Raw genomic sequence first — 16,422 nt, forward strand, 5'->3', positions numbered from 1 at the left:
GACAACGTGAAGATGGTCGTGCAGCTGATCAACCCGGTGGCGATGGACGAGGGCCTGCGCTTCGCGATCCGCGAAGGCGGCCGCACCGTCGGCGCCGGCGTCGTGGCGAAGATCATCAAGTAAGATCCCGCCCGGGCTCGGCCCGGGCGACTCCGCCGCTCGTGGCGCCAATGGCGCGACAGCGACGGGACACGGAAACCGGCTCCGGCCGGTTTCCGCACAACCGGGCGGAAAGGGCGGGGCGGCGAAAGCCGCCGTCGCCTTTTCGGAAAACGCCCAACGAGACATACGCCAGTAGCTCAATTGGCAGAGCAGCGGTCTCCAAAACCGCAGGTTGGGGGTTCGAGTCCCTCCTGGCGTGCCATCTTCGACGGTCATCCGGATCGCCCGTCGTCACCGAAGCATCGAAGTCCGTGCAGGGGATGTGCGGGCTTTTGCGAGGGACTCGCAAGACGTGAACAGCAAGGTCGAACAAGCCCGCGGTGCCTCCGTCGGAGATGTCGCCAAGTACGCCGTCGCCCTGCTGCTCGTGGCGGCAGGCGTCTTCGCGTTCTACTGGTTCGAGCAGTGGCCGAGCGTGCTGCGTGGACTCGTCGTCGTGGCGGGCATCGTCGCCGGCGTCGCGCTGTTCGCGACGACGGTCAAGGGCGCGCAGACGCGCGAGTTCCTGTCCGAGTCGCGCTTCGAGCTGCGCAAGGTCGTATGGCCGACGCGCCAGGAAGCGTTGCGTACGACGTGGGTGGTGATGCTCGCGGTGCTGATCATCAGCCTGCTGCTCGCCGGATTCGATGCGGTGATCCAGTGGGTCATCAAGCTTCTGCTGGGACGCTGATATGACCGAAGTGAACAAGCGCTGGTTCGTCGTGCACGCCTACTCGGGCTTCGAGAAGTCCGTGGCCCAGGCGCTGCGTGACCGCATCGCGCGCGAGGAGATGCAGGACAAGTTCGGCGACGTGCTCGTGCCGACCGAGGAAGTCGTGGAGATGCGCTCCGGCCAGAAGCGCCGTTCCGAGCGCAAGTTCTTCCCGGGCTACGTGCTCGTGCAGATCGCGGTCCACGACGACAACGGCATCCCGCGCATCGACAGCGAGTGCTGGCACCTCATCAAGGAGACCCCGAAGGTGATGGGCTTCATCGGCGGCACCGCCGATCGTCCGCTCCCGATCTCCGACCGTGAGGCCGACCAGATCCTGCAGCGCGTGCAGGAAGGCGTCGAGAAGCCCCGTCCGAAGGTGCTGTTCGAGCCGGGCGAGATGGTCCGCGTCGTCGACGGCCCGTTCAACGACTTCAACGGCGTCGTCGAAGAGATCAACTACGACAAGAGCCGCCTGCGCGTGGCGGTGCTGATTTTCGGTCGCTCGACCCCTGTCGAACTCGAGTTCGGGCAGGTCGAGAAGGCCAAGTAAGGCTTACCCGGACCTCCGGTTCGGATAAGTGCCGCTGTTCATCCGGCCTGGCGGTCGGATAACACCGGCGGGGCAAAGCCGGCGTGGCCGGTTTTGCGATTTCAACCAAGCGGAGGAGTCACCGGCGCAGGCCGCTGACGTTCGAACTCCAGGAGAAAGATCGTGGCTAAGAAGGTTGTGGGTTACATCAAGCTGCAGGTGAAGGCCGGCCAGGCCAATCCCTCGCCGCCGGTCGGTCCTGCGCTGGGTCAGCGCGGCCTGAACATCATGGAGTTCTGCAAGGCGTTCAACGCCGCGACCTCCAAGCTCGAGCCGGGTCTGCCGACCCCGGTCATCATCACGGCCTACTCGGACCGTACCTTCACCTTCGTCACCAAGTCGACCCCGGCTTCGGTGCTGCTGAAGAAGGCCGCGGGCGTCCAGTCCGGCTCCAAGCGTCCGAACACCGAGAAGGTGGGCAAGGTCACCCGCGCCCAGCTCGAAGAGATCGCGAAGCAGAAGGAAGCCGACCTCACGGCGGCGGATCTCGAAGCGGCAGTCAAGACCATCGCGGGCTCGGCCCGTTCGATGGGTCTCGTGGTGGAGGGCTGATCACATGGCTATGAACAAGCGTCAGAAGGCCATCAAGGCCGCGGTCGTTCCGGGCAAGGCCTACGCGATCGAAGAAGCGATCCAGATCCTCAAGACCGGCACCAAGGCCAAGTTCGTCGAGTCTGTCGACGTCGCGGTGCGCCTGGGCGTCGATGCCAAGAAGTCGGACCAGCAGGTGCGCGGCTCGACCGTGCTGCCGGCCGGTACCGGCAAGTCGGTCCGCGTCGCGGTGTTCGCGCCGGCCGGTGCGAAGGCCGACGAGGCCCTCGCCGCCGGTGCCGACGCGGTCGGCATGGACGACCTTGCCGAGCGCATGCAGGCCGGTGAGCTCAACTACGACGTCGTGATCGCGACGCCGGACGCCATGCGCGTGGTCGGCAAGCTCGGCCAGGTGCTCGGCCCGCGCGGCCTGATGCCGAACCCGAAGGTCGGCACCGTCTCGCCGAACCCGGCTGAAGCGGTCAAGAACGCCAAGGGCGGCCAGGTCCGTTATCGCACCGACAAGGCGGGTATCATTCACTGCACGATCGGCAAGGCCGATTTCGACGACGCCAAGCTCAAGGAAAACCTGACGGCGCTGCTGCTCGACCTGATCAAGGCGAAGCCGGCGACCTCGAAGGGCCAGTACCTGCAGAAGATCGCGATCAGCTCGACCATGGGTCCGGGCGTGATCGTCGATCAGGCCTCGCTCGCGCTCAAGTAAGTGTTGAAAGGCCGCCGGCATACGCCGGCGGCCGACTCTTTTGAAGGCGCGGCCGCTCCGGCGGCCGTGACCGTCAAAGACCGCAGGTGCGGTCGGCGCCGACCGGCGACGGGCTAGGGAAGCTCACACGGCAAGGGATTCGCCGTCGGTCAAAGCGGGATCGCTTAATCCATCCAGCCTGCGTAGATGGTGCCCTTCTGGAAATTCGTTTCTGGACGGCCACCACCGGGACGCCTTCGGGTGTCCCCGGTGCCAAGGACTGGCGCCGCCCCGTCCCGCGATGGCGAACAGCCGTCGTGGAGTTCAATTGGAGGAGTGCAATGGCTCTCAATCTGTCCCAGAAGCAGGTAGTCGTCGCGGAGCTGGCGGAAATCGCCGGCAAGGCGCACTCCCTGGTCGCGGCCGAATACGCGGGCACCACGGTCAGTCAGATGACCGAGATGCGCAAGAAGGCTCGCGAAACGGGTGTGTACCTCAAGGTCGTCAAGAACACGCTCGCGACCCGCGCCGTCGAAGGCACGGAGTTCGAGTGCGTCAAGGACGCCCTGGTCGGTCCGCTGCTGTATGCGTTCTCGCTCGAGGAGCCCGGCGCTGCCGGTCGCCTGATCAAGGACGCGTCCAAGGGCAACGACAAGCTCAAGGCGAAGGTCGTCTCGGTGGAAGGCAAGCTGCTGCCGGCCGCCCACGTGGACGTGCTCGCCGCGCTGCCGACCCGCGAACAGGCGCTGGCGATGCTCGCCCGCGTGCTGGCCGAACCGGCCGCGATGTTCGCTCGCGCGGTCAAGGCCGTGGCCGATCAGCAGGGTGGCGGCGATGCCGCGCCGGCTGAGGAAGCCCCCGCCGAAGCCGAACCGGCTTGATCGTCGACGTTCTTTCCTGAACCCGCTTTAGAAATCAATTTCCAGAAGGTATATCCAATGTCCGTTACCAACGAGCAGATCGTCGACGCCATCGCCGCCAAGTCGCTGATGGAAGTCATGGACCTGGTCAAGGCGATCGAAGAGAAGTTCGGCGTCTCGGCCGCTGCCCCGGTCATGGCCGCGGGCCCGGCCGCCGCCGCGGCTCCGGTCGAAGAGCAGACCGAGTTCACCGTCATCCTGAAGTCGGCCGGCGACAAGAAGGTCGAGGTCATCAAGGCCGTCCGCGCCATCACCGGCCTGGGCCTGAAGGAAGCGAAGGACCTCACGGAAGCCGGTGGCACCGTGAAGGAAGGCGCGTCGAAGGACGACGCCGCGAAGATGAAGAAGGACCTGGAAGCTGCCGGCGCGACCGTCGAGGTCAAGTAAGCAGCTTTGCGTCGCCGGTTTTCCACGGCGACCCACTGAAGGCTGGGGGCGAAACGCCCCCGGCCTTTGGTCGTTGTAGACGGACGCGGTTTTCCGGAACGAATCCACAGGCCTGCTGTCCAACGTCACCTGCGGTGACGAGGCATCGAGCCCTTCCGTTCCCCGGGTCCGGCAGCACAGAAAACCAACCGAGTTGGTAGTTGGAAGCAGCTTCAGAAGGCGTGCGGGTGCCGGCAATACCCGCGGCTTCCAACTGACAGTTCATTCAAATCGGGAGTCCGGGATTCGGGATTGGGTGTTCGCGTAGACAGTGTCCGGCCGCATCGGCCGTAGCGAACCGCCAGTCCCGAGTCCCGGATTCCAGCTTCTCAGAGGCAGCCCATGACGACGTATTCGTTCACCGAGAAAAAGCGCATCCGCAAGGATTTCGGCAAGCGCCGCGCGATCCTCGAGGTCCCCTTCCTGCTCGCGATCCAGGTCGACTCGTACCGCGAGTTCCTGCAGGAGAACACCGATCCCGCCAAGCGCGAGGACCGCGGCCTGCATGCCGCGCTGAAGTCGGTCTTCCCGATCGTCAGCTACAGCGGCAATGCCGCCCTCGAATACGTCGGCTACAAGCTCGGCGAGCCGGCCTTCGACGAGCGCGAGTGCCGCACGCGCGGCATGAGCTACGGCGCGCCGCTCCGCGTCACGGTCCGCCTGGTGATCTACGACCGCGAGTCGTCGACGAAGGCGATTAAGTACGTGAAGGAGCAGGAGGTCTACATGGGCGAGATCCCGCTCATGACCGAGAACGGCACCTTCATCGTCAACGGCACCGAGCGCGTCATCGTCTCGCAGCTGCACCGCTCGCCGGGCGTGTTCTTCGACCACGACCGTGGCAAGACGCACAGCTCCGGCAAGCTGCTCTACAGCGCGCGAATCATCCCGTATCGCGGTTCCTGGCTCGACTTCGAGTTCGATCCGAAGGATTCGGTGTTCTGCCGCATCGACCGTCGCCGCAAGCTGCCGGTGACGATCCTGCTGCGCGCGCTGGGCTACGGCAACGAGGAGATGCTTCGCTCGTTCTTCGACATCAACACGTTCCACGTGCTGCCCGAGGGCGTGCAACTGGAGCTGGTGCCGGAGCGCCTGCGCGGCGAGACGCTCGACTTCGATCTCTCGGACGGTGACAAGGTCATCGTCGAGGCCGGCCGTCGCGTGACCGCGCGCCACGTGCGCCAGCTCGAGCAGGCGGGCATCTCCGCGCTCGCCGTGCCGGATAGCTACCTCGTCGGCCGCATCCTCTCGCACGACGTCATGGATACGAAGACGGGCGAGCTCATCGCGAGCGCGAACGACGAGATCAACGACGGCCACCTCGAAGCCTTCCGCAAGGCGGGCATCGCGCAGGTCGGCACGCTGTGGGTCAACGACCTCGACCGCGGCCCGTACATCTCCAATACCCTGCGCATCGACCCGACCAAGACGCAGCTCGAGGCGCTGGTCGAGATCTACCGCATGATGCGTCCCGGCGAGCCGCCGACCAAGGACGCCGCGCAGAACCTGTTCCACAACCTGTTCTTCACGTTCGAGCGCTACGACCTCTCGGGCGTGGGCCGGATGAAGTTCAATCGCCGCCTTGGCCGCAAGGCCACCGAAGGCGCGTCGGTGCTCTACGACGCGCGCTATTTCCAGGACCGCAAGGACGACGAGTCCGCGCGCCTGCGCGAGGCCAATGGCCAGACGTCGGACATCCTCGACGTCATCCGCGTGCTGACCGAGATCCGCAACGGTCGCGGCATCGTCGACGACATCGACCACCTCGGTAACCGTCGCGTGCGTTCGGTCGGCGAGATGGCGGAGAACACCTTCCGCGTGGGCCTCGTGCGCGTCGAGCGTGCGGTCAAGGAGCGCCTCTCGATGGCGGAGTCCGAAGGCCTCACGCCGCAGGAGCTCATCAACGCCAAGCCGGTGGCTGCCGCGATCAAGGAGTTCTTCGGCTCCTCGCAGCTGTCGCAGTTCATGGACCAGAACAACCCGCTGTCGGAAGTCACGCACAAGCGTCGCGTCTCGGCCCTCGGCCCGGGCGGCCTGACGCGCGAGCGCGCCGGCTTCGAAGTGCGCGACGTGCACCCGACGCACTACGGCCGCGTCTGCACCATCGAGACGCCGGAAGGCCCGAACATCGGCCTGATCAACTCGCTCGCTGTCTTCGCGCGCACCAACCGCTACGGCTTCCTCGAAACGCCGTACCGCAAGGTGGTCGACGGCCGCGTGACGGATGAGATCGAGTTCCTCTCGGCGATCGAGGAGAACGAGTACGTCATCGCGCAGGCGAACGCGCCGCAGGACGACAAGGGCGCGATGACCGCGCAGTTCGTCGCCTGCCGCTTCCAGGGCGAGTCGCTGCTCAAGCCGCCGAGCGAGGTCCACTTCATGGACGTCTCGCCGATGCAGACCGTGTCGGTCGCGGCCGCACTCGTGCCGTTCCTCGAGCACGACGACGCGAACCGCGCGCTCATGGGCGCCAACATGCAGCGCCAGGCGGTGCCGACGCTGCGTGCGCAGAAGCCGCTGGTGGGCACGGGCATCGAGCGCGCCGTGGCGCGCGACTCGGGCGTGACCGTCAACGCGCGCCGTGGCGGCGTGATCGAGCAGATTGACGCGGCCCGCATCGTGGTCAAGGCGAACGAGGACGAGGTGAACGAGGGCGGGCTGGACGCCGGCGTCGACATCTACAACCTCATCAAGTACACGCGCTCCAACCAGAACACCTGCATCAACCAGCGCCCGCTGGTGAAGGTCGGTGATCGCGTCGAGCGTGGCGACGTGCTGGCCGACGGCCCTTCGACCGACATCGGCGAGCTCGCGCTCGGCCAGAACATGCTGGTCGCGTTCATGCCGTGGAACGGCTACAACTTCGAGGACTCGATCCTGCTCTCCGAGCGGGTGGTCGAGGAGGATCGCTATACGACGATCCACATCGAGGAACTGACCTGCGTCGCGCGCGACACCAAGCTCGGGCCGGAGGAGATCTCGGCCGACATCCCGAACGTGTCCGAGCAGGCCCTCGGCCGCCTCGACGAGTCGGGCGTGGTGTACATCGGTGCGGAAGTCCGCGCCGGCGACATCATGGTCGGCAAGGTCACGCCGAAGGGCGAGAGCCAGCTGACGCCGGAAGAGAAGCTGCTCCGCGCGATCTTCGGCGAGAAGGCGTCCGACGTGAAGGACAGCTCGCTGCGCGTGCCCCCGGGCATGGACGGCACGGTCATCGACGTGCAGGTCTTCACCCGCGACGGCATCGAGAAGGACAAGCGCGCCCGCCAGATCGAGGAATCGGAAATCCGTCGGGTCAAGAAGGACTTCGACGACCAGTTCCGTATCCTCGAGGCCGCGATCTATGACCGCCTGCGCTCGCAGCTGCTCGGCAAGGTCGCCAACGGCGGCGCGGGCCTGAAGAAGGGCGACACGGTCACCTCGCTGGTGCTCGACAGCCTGTCCAAGAAGGACTGGTTCACGCTGCGCATGAAGGACGAGGACGCCGTCGAGGCGATCGAGCGCGCGCAGAAGCAGATCGAGGAGTACCAGAAGGAGTTCGAGCGTCGCTTCGCCGACAAGCGCGCGAAGATCACGCAGGGCGACGACCTCGCCCCGGGCGTGCTCAAGATGGTCAAGGTCTTCCTCGCAGTGAAGCGCCGCATCCAGCCGGGCGACAAGATGGCCGGCCGCCACGGCAACAAGGGTGTCGTGTCGACGATCGTTCCGGTCGAGGACATGCCGTACAGCGCGAACGGCGAGACCGTCGACATCGTGCTGAACCCGCTGGGCGTGCCGAGCCGAATGAATATCGGCCAGATCCTCGAGGTGCACCTGGGCTGGGCCGCGAAGGGCCTGGGCAAGAAGATCGACCGCATGCTGCAGGCGCAGAACGCGGTGACCGAGCTCCGCGCCTTCCTGAGCGACATCTACAACCACGACACCAGCGTGGTGGGCGAGCGCGTCGACCTGTCCCAGTTCACCGACAAGGAACTGATCACGCTCGCGCAGAACCTCACCGATGGCGTGCCGATGGCGACCCCGGTGTTCGACGGCGCGGCCGAGTCCGAGATCAAGCGCATGCTCGAGCTTGCGGAGCTGCCGAGCAGCGGCCAGACGATCCTGCACGACGGCCGCACGGGCGAGGCGTTCGAGCGCCCGGTGACGATCGGCTACATGCACATGCTGAAGCTGAACCACCTGGTCGACGACAAGATGCACGCGCGTTCGACCGGCCCGTACTCGCTCGTCACCCAGCAGCCGCTGGGCGGCAAGGCGCAGTTCGGCGGCCAGCGCTTCGGCGAGATGGAAGTCTGGGCACTCGAGGCCTACGGCGCCGCGTACACGTTGCAGGAAATGCTCACCGTCAAGTCCGACGACGTGCAGGGCCGCAACCAGATGTACAAGAACATCGTCGACGGCGACTACGACATGGTCGCGGGCATGCCGGAGTCCTTCAACGTGCTCGTGAAGGAAATCCGCTCGCTGGCGATCAACATGGAGCTCGAAGAGATCTGAGGACGGGACACCGGCCCCAGCGCGCGGCAGTGATGCGCGCCAGCGGGCCGGGAAGCAATCACGTTCTCAGCGAACTTCGCTCCCCTGGAGACTGAAATGAAAGACCTGCTCAATCTGTTCAACCAGCAGCGCACGACGATCGACTTCGACGCGATCAAGATCGGCCTTGCCTCGCCGGAGCTGATCCGGTCGTGGTCGTACGGCGAGGTCAAGAAGCCGGAGACGATCAACTACCGCACGTTCAAGCCCGAGCGTGACGGCCTGTTCTGCTCGGCGATCTTCGGCCCGATCAAGGACTACGAGTGCCTGTGCGGCAAGTACAAGCGCATGAAGCACCGCGGCGTGGTCTGCGAGAAGTGCGGCACGGAAGTGACGCTGGCCAAGGTGCGCCGCGAGCGCATGGGCCACATCGACCTCGCATCGCCGGTCGCGCACATCTGGTTCCTGAAGTCGCTGCCGTCGCGCATCGGCCTGATGCTCGACATGACCCTGCGCGACATCGAGCGCATCCTGTACTTCGAGGCCTTCGTGGTGACGGAGCCGGGCCTGACGCCGATGGAGCGTGGCCAGTTGCTGACCGAGGAGCAGTTCCTCCAAGCGCGTCAGGAGCACGGCGACGACTTCGAGGCCGCGATGGGCGCCGAGGCGATCTACGACCTGCTGCGCACGATCGACCTGCAGACCGAGATGGTCCAGCTGCGCGAAGACATCGCGTCCACGGGCTCGGAGACCAAGCTCAAGCGCCTCACCAAGCGCATCAAGCTGATCGAGGCCTTCATCGACTCCGGCAACCGCCCGGAGTGGATGGTCATGACCGTGCTGCCGGTGCTCCCGCCGGACCTGCGTCCGCTCGTCCCCTTGGACGGCGGCCGCTTCGCGACCTCGGATCTCAACGACCTCTACCGCCGCGTCATCAACCGCAACAACCGCCTGCGTCGCCTGCTCGAGCTCAATGCGCCCGACATCATCGTGCGCAACGAGAAGCGCATGCTGCAGGAGTCGGTCGATGCGCTGATGGACAACGGCCGTCGCGGCCGTGCCATCACCGGCACGAACAAGCGCCCGCTCAAGTCGCTCGCCGACATGATCAAGGGCAAGCAGGGCCGCTTCCGCCAGAACCTGCTCGGCAAGCGCGTCGACTACTCCGGCCGCTCGGTCATCGTGGTCGGTCCGACGCTGCGCCTGCACGAGTGCGGCCTGCCGAAGAAGATGGCGCTCGAGCTGTTCAAGCCCTTCATCTTCGCCAAGCTGCAGCGCCGTGGCCTCGCCACGACGATCAAGGCCGCCAAGAAGCTGGTCGAGCGCGAAGAGCCGCAGGTGTGGGACATCCTCGAAGAGGTGATCCGCGAGCACCCGGTCCTGCTGAACCGCGCGCCGACCCTGCACCGTCTCGGCATCCAGGCGTTCGAGCCGGTCCTCATCGAGGGCAAGGCGATCCAGCTGCATCCGCTCGTCTGTACGGCGTTCAACGCCGACTTCGACGGTGACCAGATGGCCGTGCACGTCCCGCTGAGCCTCGAGGCCCAGCTGGAAGCGCGCGCGCTGATGATGGCGTCGAACAACATCCTGTCGCCGGCGAACGGCGAGCCGATCATCGTGCCGTCGCAGGACGTCGTGCTCGGCCTGTACTACATGACCCGCGCCCTGGTGAACAAGAAGGGCGAGGGCATGGCGTTCGCGAACGTCGCCGAGGTCAAGCGCGCCTACGACAACCGCGTCGTCGAGCTGCACGCCAAGGTGAAGGTGCGCATCACCGAGACCGTGGTGGGCGAGGATGGCGAGCGCACGAAGCGCACGTCGATCGTCGACACCACGGTCGGCCGCGCGCTGCTGCAGGAGATCCTGCCGGAAGGCCTGCCGTTCGAGCTCGCCAACACCGAACTGACCAAGAAGAACATCTCGCGCCTGATCAACAGCTGCTACCGCCAGCTGGGCCTCAAGGACACGGTCATCTTCGCCGACCAGCTGATGTACACCGGCTTCGCGTACGCCACGCGCGCCGGCGTCTCGATCGGCATCGACGACATGATCATCCCCGAGGAGAAGAAGGCGATCCTCGGCGAAGCCGAGAACGAGGTCCTCGAGATCCAGGAGCAGTACCAGTCGGGCCTGGTCACCGCCGGCGAGCGGTACAACAAGGTCGTCGACATCTGGTCGCGCACGAACGAGCGCGTGGCCAAGGCGATGATGGACGCGATCGGCACCGAGAACGTCGTCGACGCGAAGGGCGAGACCGTCGCCCAGAAGTCGATGAACTCGATCTACATCATGGCCGACTCCGGCGCCCGCGGTTCGCAGGCGCAGATCCGTCAGCTCGCCGGTATGCGCGGCCTGATGGCCAAGCCGGACGGCTCGATCATCGAGACGCCGATCACCGCGAACTTCCGCGAAGGCCTGAACGTCCTCCAGTACTTCATCTCGACCCACGGCGCCCGTAAGGGCCTCGCGGACACCGCGCTGAAGACGGCGAACTCCGGTTACCTGACCCGTCGACTCGTCGACGTGGCGCAGGACGTGGTGATCACGGAATCCGACTGCGGCACGCTCGAGGGTCTGACCATGACCCCGATCGTCGAAGGCGGCGACGTGGTCGAGCCGCTGAAGGAGCGCGTGCTCGGCCGCATGGTGGTCGAAGACGTGTTCCTGCCGGGCAACGACGAGGACCCGATCGTCACCCGCAACACGCTGCTGGACGAGGCCTGGGTCGCCAGGCTCGAGGAAGCCGGCGTGCAGACCATCAAGGTCCGCTCGACGATCACCTGCGAGACCCCGTTCGGCGTCTGCGCCTCGTGCTACGGCCGTGACCTCGGCCGCGGCCATCTGGTCAACCACGGCGAGGCGGTCGGCGTCGTCGCCGCGCAGTCGATCGGCGAGCCGGGCACGCAGCTCACGATGCGTACGTTCCACATCGGTGGCGCGGCGTCGCGTGCGGCGGCGATCGACAACATCACGGTCAAGACGACCGGCTCGGTGAAGTTCAACAACCTCAAGCACGTGGAGCACGCGGGCGGCCACCTGGTCGCGGTGTCGCGCTCGGGCGAGCTGTCGGTGCTGGACAACCACGGCCGCGAGCGCGAGCGCTACAAGCTGCCCTACGGCGCCACGATCACCGTCCGCGACGGTGCCGAGGTCAAGGCGGGCCAGCAGGTCGCGAACTGGGATCCGCATAACCATCCGATCATGTCGGAAGTGGCGGGCTTCATCCGCTTCATCGACTTCGTCGACGGCGTGACCGTCACCGAGAAGACCGACGAGCTGACCGGCCTGGCCTCGCGCGAGATCACCGATCCGAAGCGTCGTGGCTCGCAGGCGAAGGACCTGCGTCCGATCGTCCGCATCGTCGATGCCGCCGGTAAGGACCTGCAGATCCCGGGTACCGACCTGCCGGCGCAGTACATGCTGCCGCCGCGCTCGATCGTGAACCTGCAGGACGGCGCCCCCGTGGGCGTGGGCGACGTCGTCGCCAAGATCCCGCAGGAAGCCTCGAAGACCCGCGACATCACCGGCGGTCTGCCGCGCGTGGCCGACCTGTTCGAAGCGCGCAAGCCGAAGGATCCCGCGATCCTGGCCGAGCGCTCGGGCATCGTCAGCTTCGGCAAGGAGACCAAGGGCAAGCAGCGCCTGATCATCAAGGACGCCGAGGGTGGGGAGCACGAAGAGCTGATCCCGAAGTACCGCCAGATCATCGTGTTCGAAGGCGAGCACGTGGAGAAGGGCGAGACGATCGTGGACGGCGAGCCGAACCCGCAGGACATCCTGCGCCTGCTCGGCGTGGAGCCGCTGGCCGTCTACCTGACCAAGGAGATCCAGGACGTCTATCGCCTGCAGGGCGTGAAGATCAACGACAAGCACATCGAGGTGATCGTTCGCCAGATGCTGCGCAAGGTCGAGATCACCGACGCCGGCGACAGCAAGTTCCTGGCGGGCGAGCAGGTCGAGCGCCAGCGCGTGATCGAGGAGAACCAGCGCCTGGCCGCCCGCAACGAGCTGCCGGCGAAGTTCGACCCGGTGCTGCTCGGCATCACCAAGGCATCGCTGGCGACCGAGTCGTTCATCTCCGCGGCCTCGTTCCAGGAGACCACCCGCGTGCTTACCGAGGCGGCCGTTCGCGGCACCCGAGACACGCTGCGCGGCCTCAAGGAGAACGTGATCGTCGGTCGCCTGATCCCGGCGGGCACGGGCCTCGCGTACCACAGCCAGCGCCGCAAGAACGCGTCGGGCCTGACCGACGCCGAGTTCGAGCAGCTGGCCGGCACGGCGGTGATGGCCGAGGACGCCCCGGCGGCGACCGAGGCCGCCGCCGGTGGCGAGGAAGAGTGACGATGCAGGCCGGCTTGCCCCGAGGCGGGTCGGCCCTGCTATACTCCCCGAGCTAAGCATGACCCGGGCCGCCTCGGCGGCCCCAGATCACCAAATGAGGCCACAGGACGTGCCTCGTATTGGACCCAGGGCAGGGTGGGATCTAAGCGGTCCGGCGGCGCCTCCGTGGCGGCCGGCGGATCGCACGAGTCGAGCCCGCGACTGGCTGGAAAAGCCGGACGCGGGCTAGGCTTTTTCGTCTTGGCTGGCCCCTCGGGGCTGGCCTTCCGTTTTCCACGGGCCCCGGCCCAAACGAAGAGCTCCAGATGGCGACCATCAATCAGCTGGTGCGCAAGCCGCGCAACCCTGAAACGTACAAGAGCACGTCCCCCGCGCTGCAGAACTGTCCCCAGCGTCGCGGCGTCTGCACCCGCGTCTACACCACGACCCCGAAGAAGCCGAACTCGGCCCTCCGCAAGGTCGCCAAGGTGCGCCTGACCAACGGCTACGAGGTCATCTCGTACATCGGCGGCGAAGGCCACAACCTGCAGGAGCACTCGGTCGTGCTGATCCGCGGCGGCCGCGTCAAGGACCTCCCGGGCGTGCGCTACCACACCGTCCGTGGCTCGCTCGACGCCGCCGGCGTCGCCAAGCGCCGCCAGGGCCGTTCCAAGTACGGCGCCAAGCGTCCGAAGTCCTGATTTCGACCGGCGCCCCGCGCCGTCGCCTGATACGAGAGGTACACGCCAATGTCGCGTAAAGGTTCCACCCCGCAGCGCTCGGTCCTGCCCGATCCCAAGCACGGGAGCGATACGATCGCCCGCTTCATCAACATGGTCATGAAGTCCGGCAAGAAGTCGATCGCCGAAAAGATCGTCTACGGCGCGATGGACGTCATCACCGAGAAGAATCCGAACGCGCTCGAGCTGGTCGAGAAGGCGCTGACGAACGTCGCGCCGGCCGTCGAGGTGAAGTCCCGCCGCGTCGGCGGTGCGACGTACCAGGTGCCGGTCGAAGTGCGTGCGGCCCGCCGCAACGCGCTCGCCATGCGCTGGCTGATCGACTCCGCGCGCAAGCGCGGCGAGAACTCGATGCCGCGCAAGCTGGCGGCCGAGCTGCTCGATGCCTCGGAGAACCGTGGCGGCGCGATCAAGAAGCGCGAAGAGACGCATCGCATGGCGGACGCCAACAAGGCGTTCGCGCACTACCGCTGGTGATCTAGCGCGTAGCGCTGCAATAAGGGCGGCTATGGCCGCCCTCCAACCGGAGGCCGCCTGCAAAGGCGGCGTCCGGCCATTTGAGAATCCGAAAACTTACGAGAGGGTCCCGTGGCTCGCACCACTCCCATCGAGCGTTACCGCAACTTCGGCATCATGGCCCACATCGATGCCGGCAAGACCACCACGTCCGAGCGCATCCTGTTCTACACCGGCGTCAGCCACAAGATCGGCGAAGTGCACGAAGGTGCCGCGACGATGGACTGGATGGAGCAGGAGCAGGAGCGCGGCATCACCATTACGTCGGCCGCGACGACGGCGTTCTGGAAGGGCATGGACAAGTCCCTGCCCGAGCACCGCTTCAACATCATCGACACCCCCGGCCACGTCGACTTCACCATCGAAGTCGAGCGCAGCTTGCGCGTGCTCGACGGTGCGGTGTTCGTGCTGTGCGCCGTCGGCGGCGTGCAGCCGCAGTCGGAGACCGTGTGGCGCCAGGCCAACAAGTACTCCGTGCCGCGCCTCGCGTTCGTCAATAAGATGGACCGCACCGGCGCCAACTTCGACAAGGTCGTCGAGCAGCTGAAGTCGCGCCTGGGTGCCTACCCGGTGCCGATGCAGGTGCCGGTCGGCGCCGAGGACGGCTTCGAGGGCGTCGTCGACCTGCTCAAGATGAAGGCGATCCATTGGGACGTCGCGTCGCAGGGCACGAAGTTCGAGTACGGCGAAATCCCGGCCGAGCTGAAGGCGAAGGCCGAGGAAGCGCGTGGCTTCATGGTCGAGGCCGCCGCCGAGGCGTCCGAAGAGCTGATGGACAAGTACCTCAACGACGGTGACCTGTCGGAGAGCGAGATCGTCCAGGGCCTGCGCGACCGCACGCTGCGCGTCGAGATCGTCCCGGTCTTCTGCGGCACGGCGTTCAAGAACAAGGGCGTCCAGGCGATGCTCGACGGCGTCATCAATCTGCTGCCGTCGCCGGCCGACCGCCCGCCGGTGCAGGGCATCGACGAGGACGAGAAGGAAGACAGCCGCAAGGCGTCGGACACCGAGCCGTTCTCGGCGCTCGCCTTCAAGATCATGACCGACCCGTACGTCGGTGCGCTGACGTTCTTCCGCGTCTACTCGGGCGTGCTGAATTCGGGCGACCAGGTGTTCAACCCGGTCAAGTCGAAGAAGGAGCGCGTGGGCCGCATCCTGCAGATGCACGCCAACCAGCGCGAGGAGATCAAGGAAGTGCGCGCCGGCGACATCGCCGCGGCCGTCGGCCTGAAGGACGTCACCACGGGTGACACCCTCTGCGCCCAGGACGCCGTGATCACGCTCGAGCGCATGACCTTCCCGGAGCCCGTCATCTCGATGGCGGTGGAGCCGAAGTCGAAGGCCGACCAGGAGAAGATGGGCATGGCCCTCGGTCGCCTAGCGCAGGAAGATCCTTCGTTCCGCGTGCGGACCGACGAGGAGTCCGGCCAGACGATCATCTCGGGCATGGGCGAGCTGCACCTCGACATCCTCGTGGACCGCATGAAGCGCGAGTTCAACGTGGAAGCGAACGTCGGCAAGCCGCAGGTCGCCTACCGCGAGACCATCCGCAAGGCGGTCAAGGCCGAAGGCAAGTTCGTGCGCCAGTCGGGCGGTAAGGGTCAGTTCGGCCACGTGTGGCTGGAGATCTCGCCGAACGAGCAGGGCAAGGGCTACGAGTTCGAGAACGCCATCGTCGGCGGCGTCGTCCCGAAGGAGTACATCCCGGCGGTCGACAAGGGCATCCAGGAAGCGGTCGCCAACGGCATCATGGCCGGCTACCCGATCGTGGACGTCAAGGTCCGCCTGGTCGACGGCTCGTACCACGAGGTCGACTCGTCCGAAATGGCGTTCAAGATCGCCGGCTCGATGGGCTTCAAGGAAGGCTTCAGCAAGGCCTCCCCGGTTCTGCTCGAGCCGATCATGAAGGTCGAGATCGTCACCCCCGAGGATTACCTCGGCGACGTGATGGGCGACGTGAGCCGTCGCCGCGGCATCCTGCAGGGCCAGGACGACAGCCCGTCGGGCAAGATCATCAACGCGATGATTCCGCTGGGCGAGATGTTCGGCTACGCGACCACGCTGCGCTCCATGTCGCAGGGCCGCGCGACCTTCACGATGGAATTCGATCACTACGCGGAAGCGCCGACGAACATCGCCGAATCCGTGATCAAGAAGAACTAAAAAGTATCGCCCCGGGCGAGAGCCCGGGGCGCTGGATCAATCGAGAACTGAGGTAGAAGCAATGGCCAAGGGTAAGTTCGAGCGCACCAAGCCCCACGTGAACGTGGGCACGATCGGTCACGTTGACCATGGCAAGACGACGCTGACGGCGGCGCTGACGAAGATCGGTGCGGAGCGTTTCG

At 66.1% G+C, this 16,422-nt stretch carries 13 protein-coding genes and 1 tRNA gene; all 14 read left to right on the forward strand.

Annotation, left to right across the window (positions count from 1 at the left end):
• Positions 1–123: EF-Tu C-terminal domain-related protein (locus tag ACYVJJ_RS02615; RefSeq protein WP_460830906.1), on the forward strand; the 123-nt coding region annotated here is incomplete at its 5' end.
• Positions 124–288: 165 nt separating this feature from the next.
• Positions 289–364 (forward strand) — tRNA-Trp (locus ACYVJJ_RS02620).
• A gap of 90 nt (positions 365–454) precedes the next feature.
• Positions 455–832, forward strand: coding sequence for a preprotein translocase subunit SecE (gene secE, locus ACYVJJ_RS02625; protein WP_460830890.1), 378 nt, complete (start codon positions 455–457; stop codon positions 830–832).
• A gap of 1 nt (position 833) precedes the next feature.
• Positions 834–1,406: a transcription termination/antitermination protein NusG gene (nusG, locus tag ACYVJJ_RS02630; RefSeq protein ID WP_460830892.1), complete on the forward strand. Its 573-nt coding sequence runs from the start codon at positions 834–836 to the stop codon at positions 1,404–1,406.
• Between the two features lie 162 nt (positions 1,407–1,568).
• The gene (rplK, locus tag ACYVJJ_RS02635) at positions 1,569–1,997 is read left to right on the forward strand and encodes a 50S ribosomal protein L11 (RefSeq protein WP_460830893.1); all 429 of its coding nucleotides are present in this window, start codon (positions 1,569–1,571) and stop codon (positions 1,995–1,997) included.
• A gap of 4 nt (positions 1,998–2,001) precedes the next feature.
• The gene (gene rplA, locus ACYVJJ_RS02640; protein ID WP_460830895.1) at positions 2,002–2,700 is read left to right on the forward strand and encodes a 50S ribosomal protein L1; all 699 of its coding nucleotides are present in this window, start codon (positions 2,002–2,004) and stop codon (positions 2,698–2,700) included.
• Positions 2,701–3,020: 320 nt separating this feature from the next.
• Entirely contained in the window at positions 3,021–3,560 is a 540-nt protein-coding gene (gene rplJ / locus ACYVJJ_RS02645) for a 50S ribosomal protein L10 (protein WP_460830896.1), read from the forward strand.
• 57 nt (positions 3,561–3,617) lie between these two features.
• On the forward strand, positions 3,618–3,986 hold the full coding sequence (rplL, locus tag ACYVJJ_RS02650) for a 50S ribosomal protein L7/L12 (protein ID WP_460830898.1): 369 nt from the start codon (positions 3,618–3,620) through the stop codon (positions 3,984–3,986).
• 381 nt (positions 3,987–4,367) lie between these two features.
• On the forward strand, positions 4,368–8,522 hold the full coding sequence (gene rpoB, locus ACYVJJ_RS02655; RefSeq protein WP_460830900.1) for a DNA-directed RNA polymerase subunit beta: 4,155 nt from the start codon (positions 4,368–4,370) through the stop codon (positions 8,520–8,522).
• A gap of 96 nt (positions 8,523–8,618) precedes the next feature.
• Complete coding sequence (gene rpoC, locus ACYVJJ_RS02660) at positions 8,619–12,842, forward strand: DNA-directed RNA polymerase subunit beta' (protein WP_460830901.1); 4,224 nt, start codon at positions 8,619–8,621, stop codon at positions 12,840–12,842.
• A 305-nt stretch (positions 12,843–13,147) separates the two neighbouring features.
• Positions 13,148–13,522: a 30S ribosomal protein S12 gene (gene rpsL, locus ACYVJJ_RS02665; protein WP_460830902.1), complete on the forward strand. Its 375-nt coding sequence runs from the start codon at positions 13,148–13,150 to the stop codon at positions 13,520–13,522.
• Between the two features lie 48 nt (positions 13,523–13,570).
• Positions 13,571–14,038: a 30S ribosomal protein S7 gene (gene rpsG, locus ACYVJJ_RS02670; RefSeq protein WP_460830904.1), complete on the forward strand. Its 468-nt coding sequence runs from the start codon at positions 13,571–13,573 to the stop codon at positions 14,036–14,038.
• Positions 14,039–14,149: 111 nt separating this feature from the next.
• The gene (fusA, locus tag ACYVJJ_RS02675; RefSeq protein ID WP_460830905.1) at positions 14,150–16,240 is read left to right on the forward strand and encodes an elongation factor G; all 2,091 of its coding nucleotides are present in this window, start codon (positions 14,150–14,152) and stop codon (positions 16,238–16,240) included.
• Between the two features lie 61 nt (positions 16,241–16,301).
• Positions 16,302–16,422 (forward strand): GTP-binding protein (locus ACYVJJ_RS02680; RefSeq protein ID WP_049419246.1); only part of this gene is annotated, 121 nt, incomplete at its 3' end.

The organism is Lysobacter humi (ex Lee et al. 2017), assembly GCF_054781815.1.

What these genes read in the sequence shown, in the direction of transcription:
- nusG (WP_460830892.1), top strand. Translation starts at nt 834, where the DNA reads ATGACCGAAGTGAACAAGCGCTGGTTCGTCGTGCACGCCTACTCGGGC.
- rplA (WP_460830895.1), top strand. Translation starts at nt 2,002, where the DNA reads ATGGCTATGAACAAGCGTCAGAAGGCCATCAAGGCCGCGGTCGTTCCG.
- rplJ (WP_460830896.1), top strand. Translation starts at nt 3,021, where the DNA reads ATGGCTCTCAATCTGTCCCAGAAGCAGGTAGTCGTCGCGGAGCTGGCG.
- rplL (WP_460830898.1), top strand. Translation starts at nt 3,618, where the DNA reads ATGTCCGTTACCAACGAGCAGATCGTCGACGCCATCGCCGCCAAGTCG.
- rpoB (WP_460830900.1), top strand. Translation starts at nt 4,368, where the DNA reads ATGACGACGTATTCGTTCACCGAGAAAAAGCGCATCCGCAAGGATTTC.
- rpoC (WP_460830901.1), top strand. Translation starts at nt 8,619, where the DNA reads ATGAAAGACCTGCTCAATCTGTTCAACCAGCAGCGCACGACGATCGAC.
- rpsL (WP_460830902.1), top strand. Translation starts at nt 13,148, where the DNA reads ATGGCGACCATCAATCAGCTGGTGCGCAAGCCGCGCAACCCTGAAACG.
- rpsG (WP_460830904.1), top strand. Translation starts at nt 13,571, where the DNA reads ATGTCGCGTAAAGGTTCCACCCCGCAGCGCTCGGTCCTGCCCGATCCC.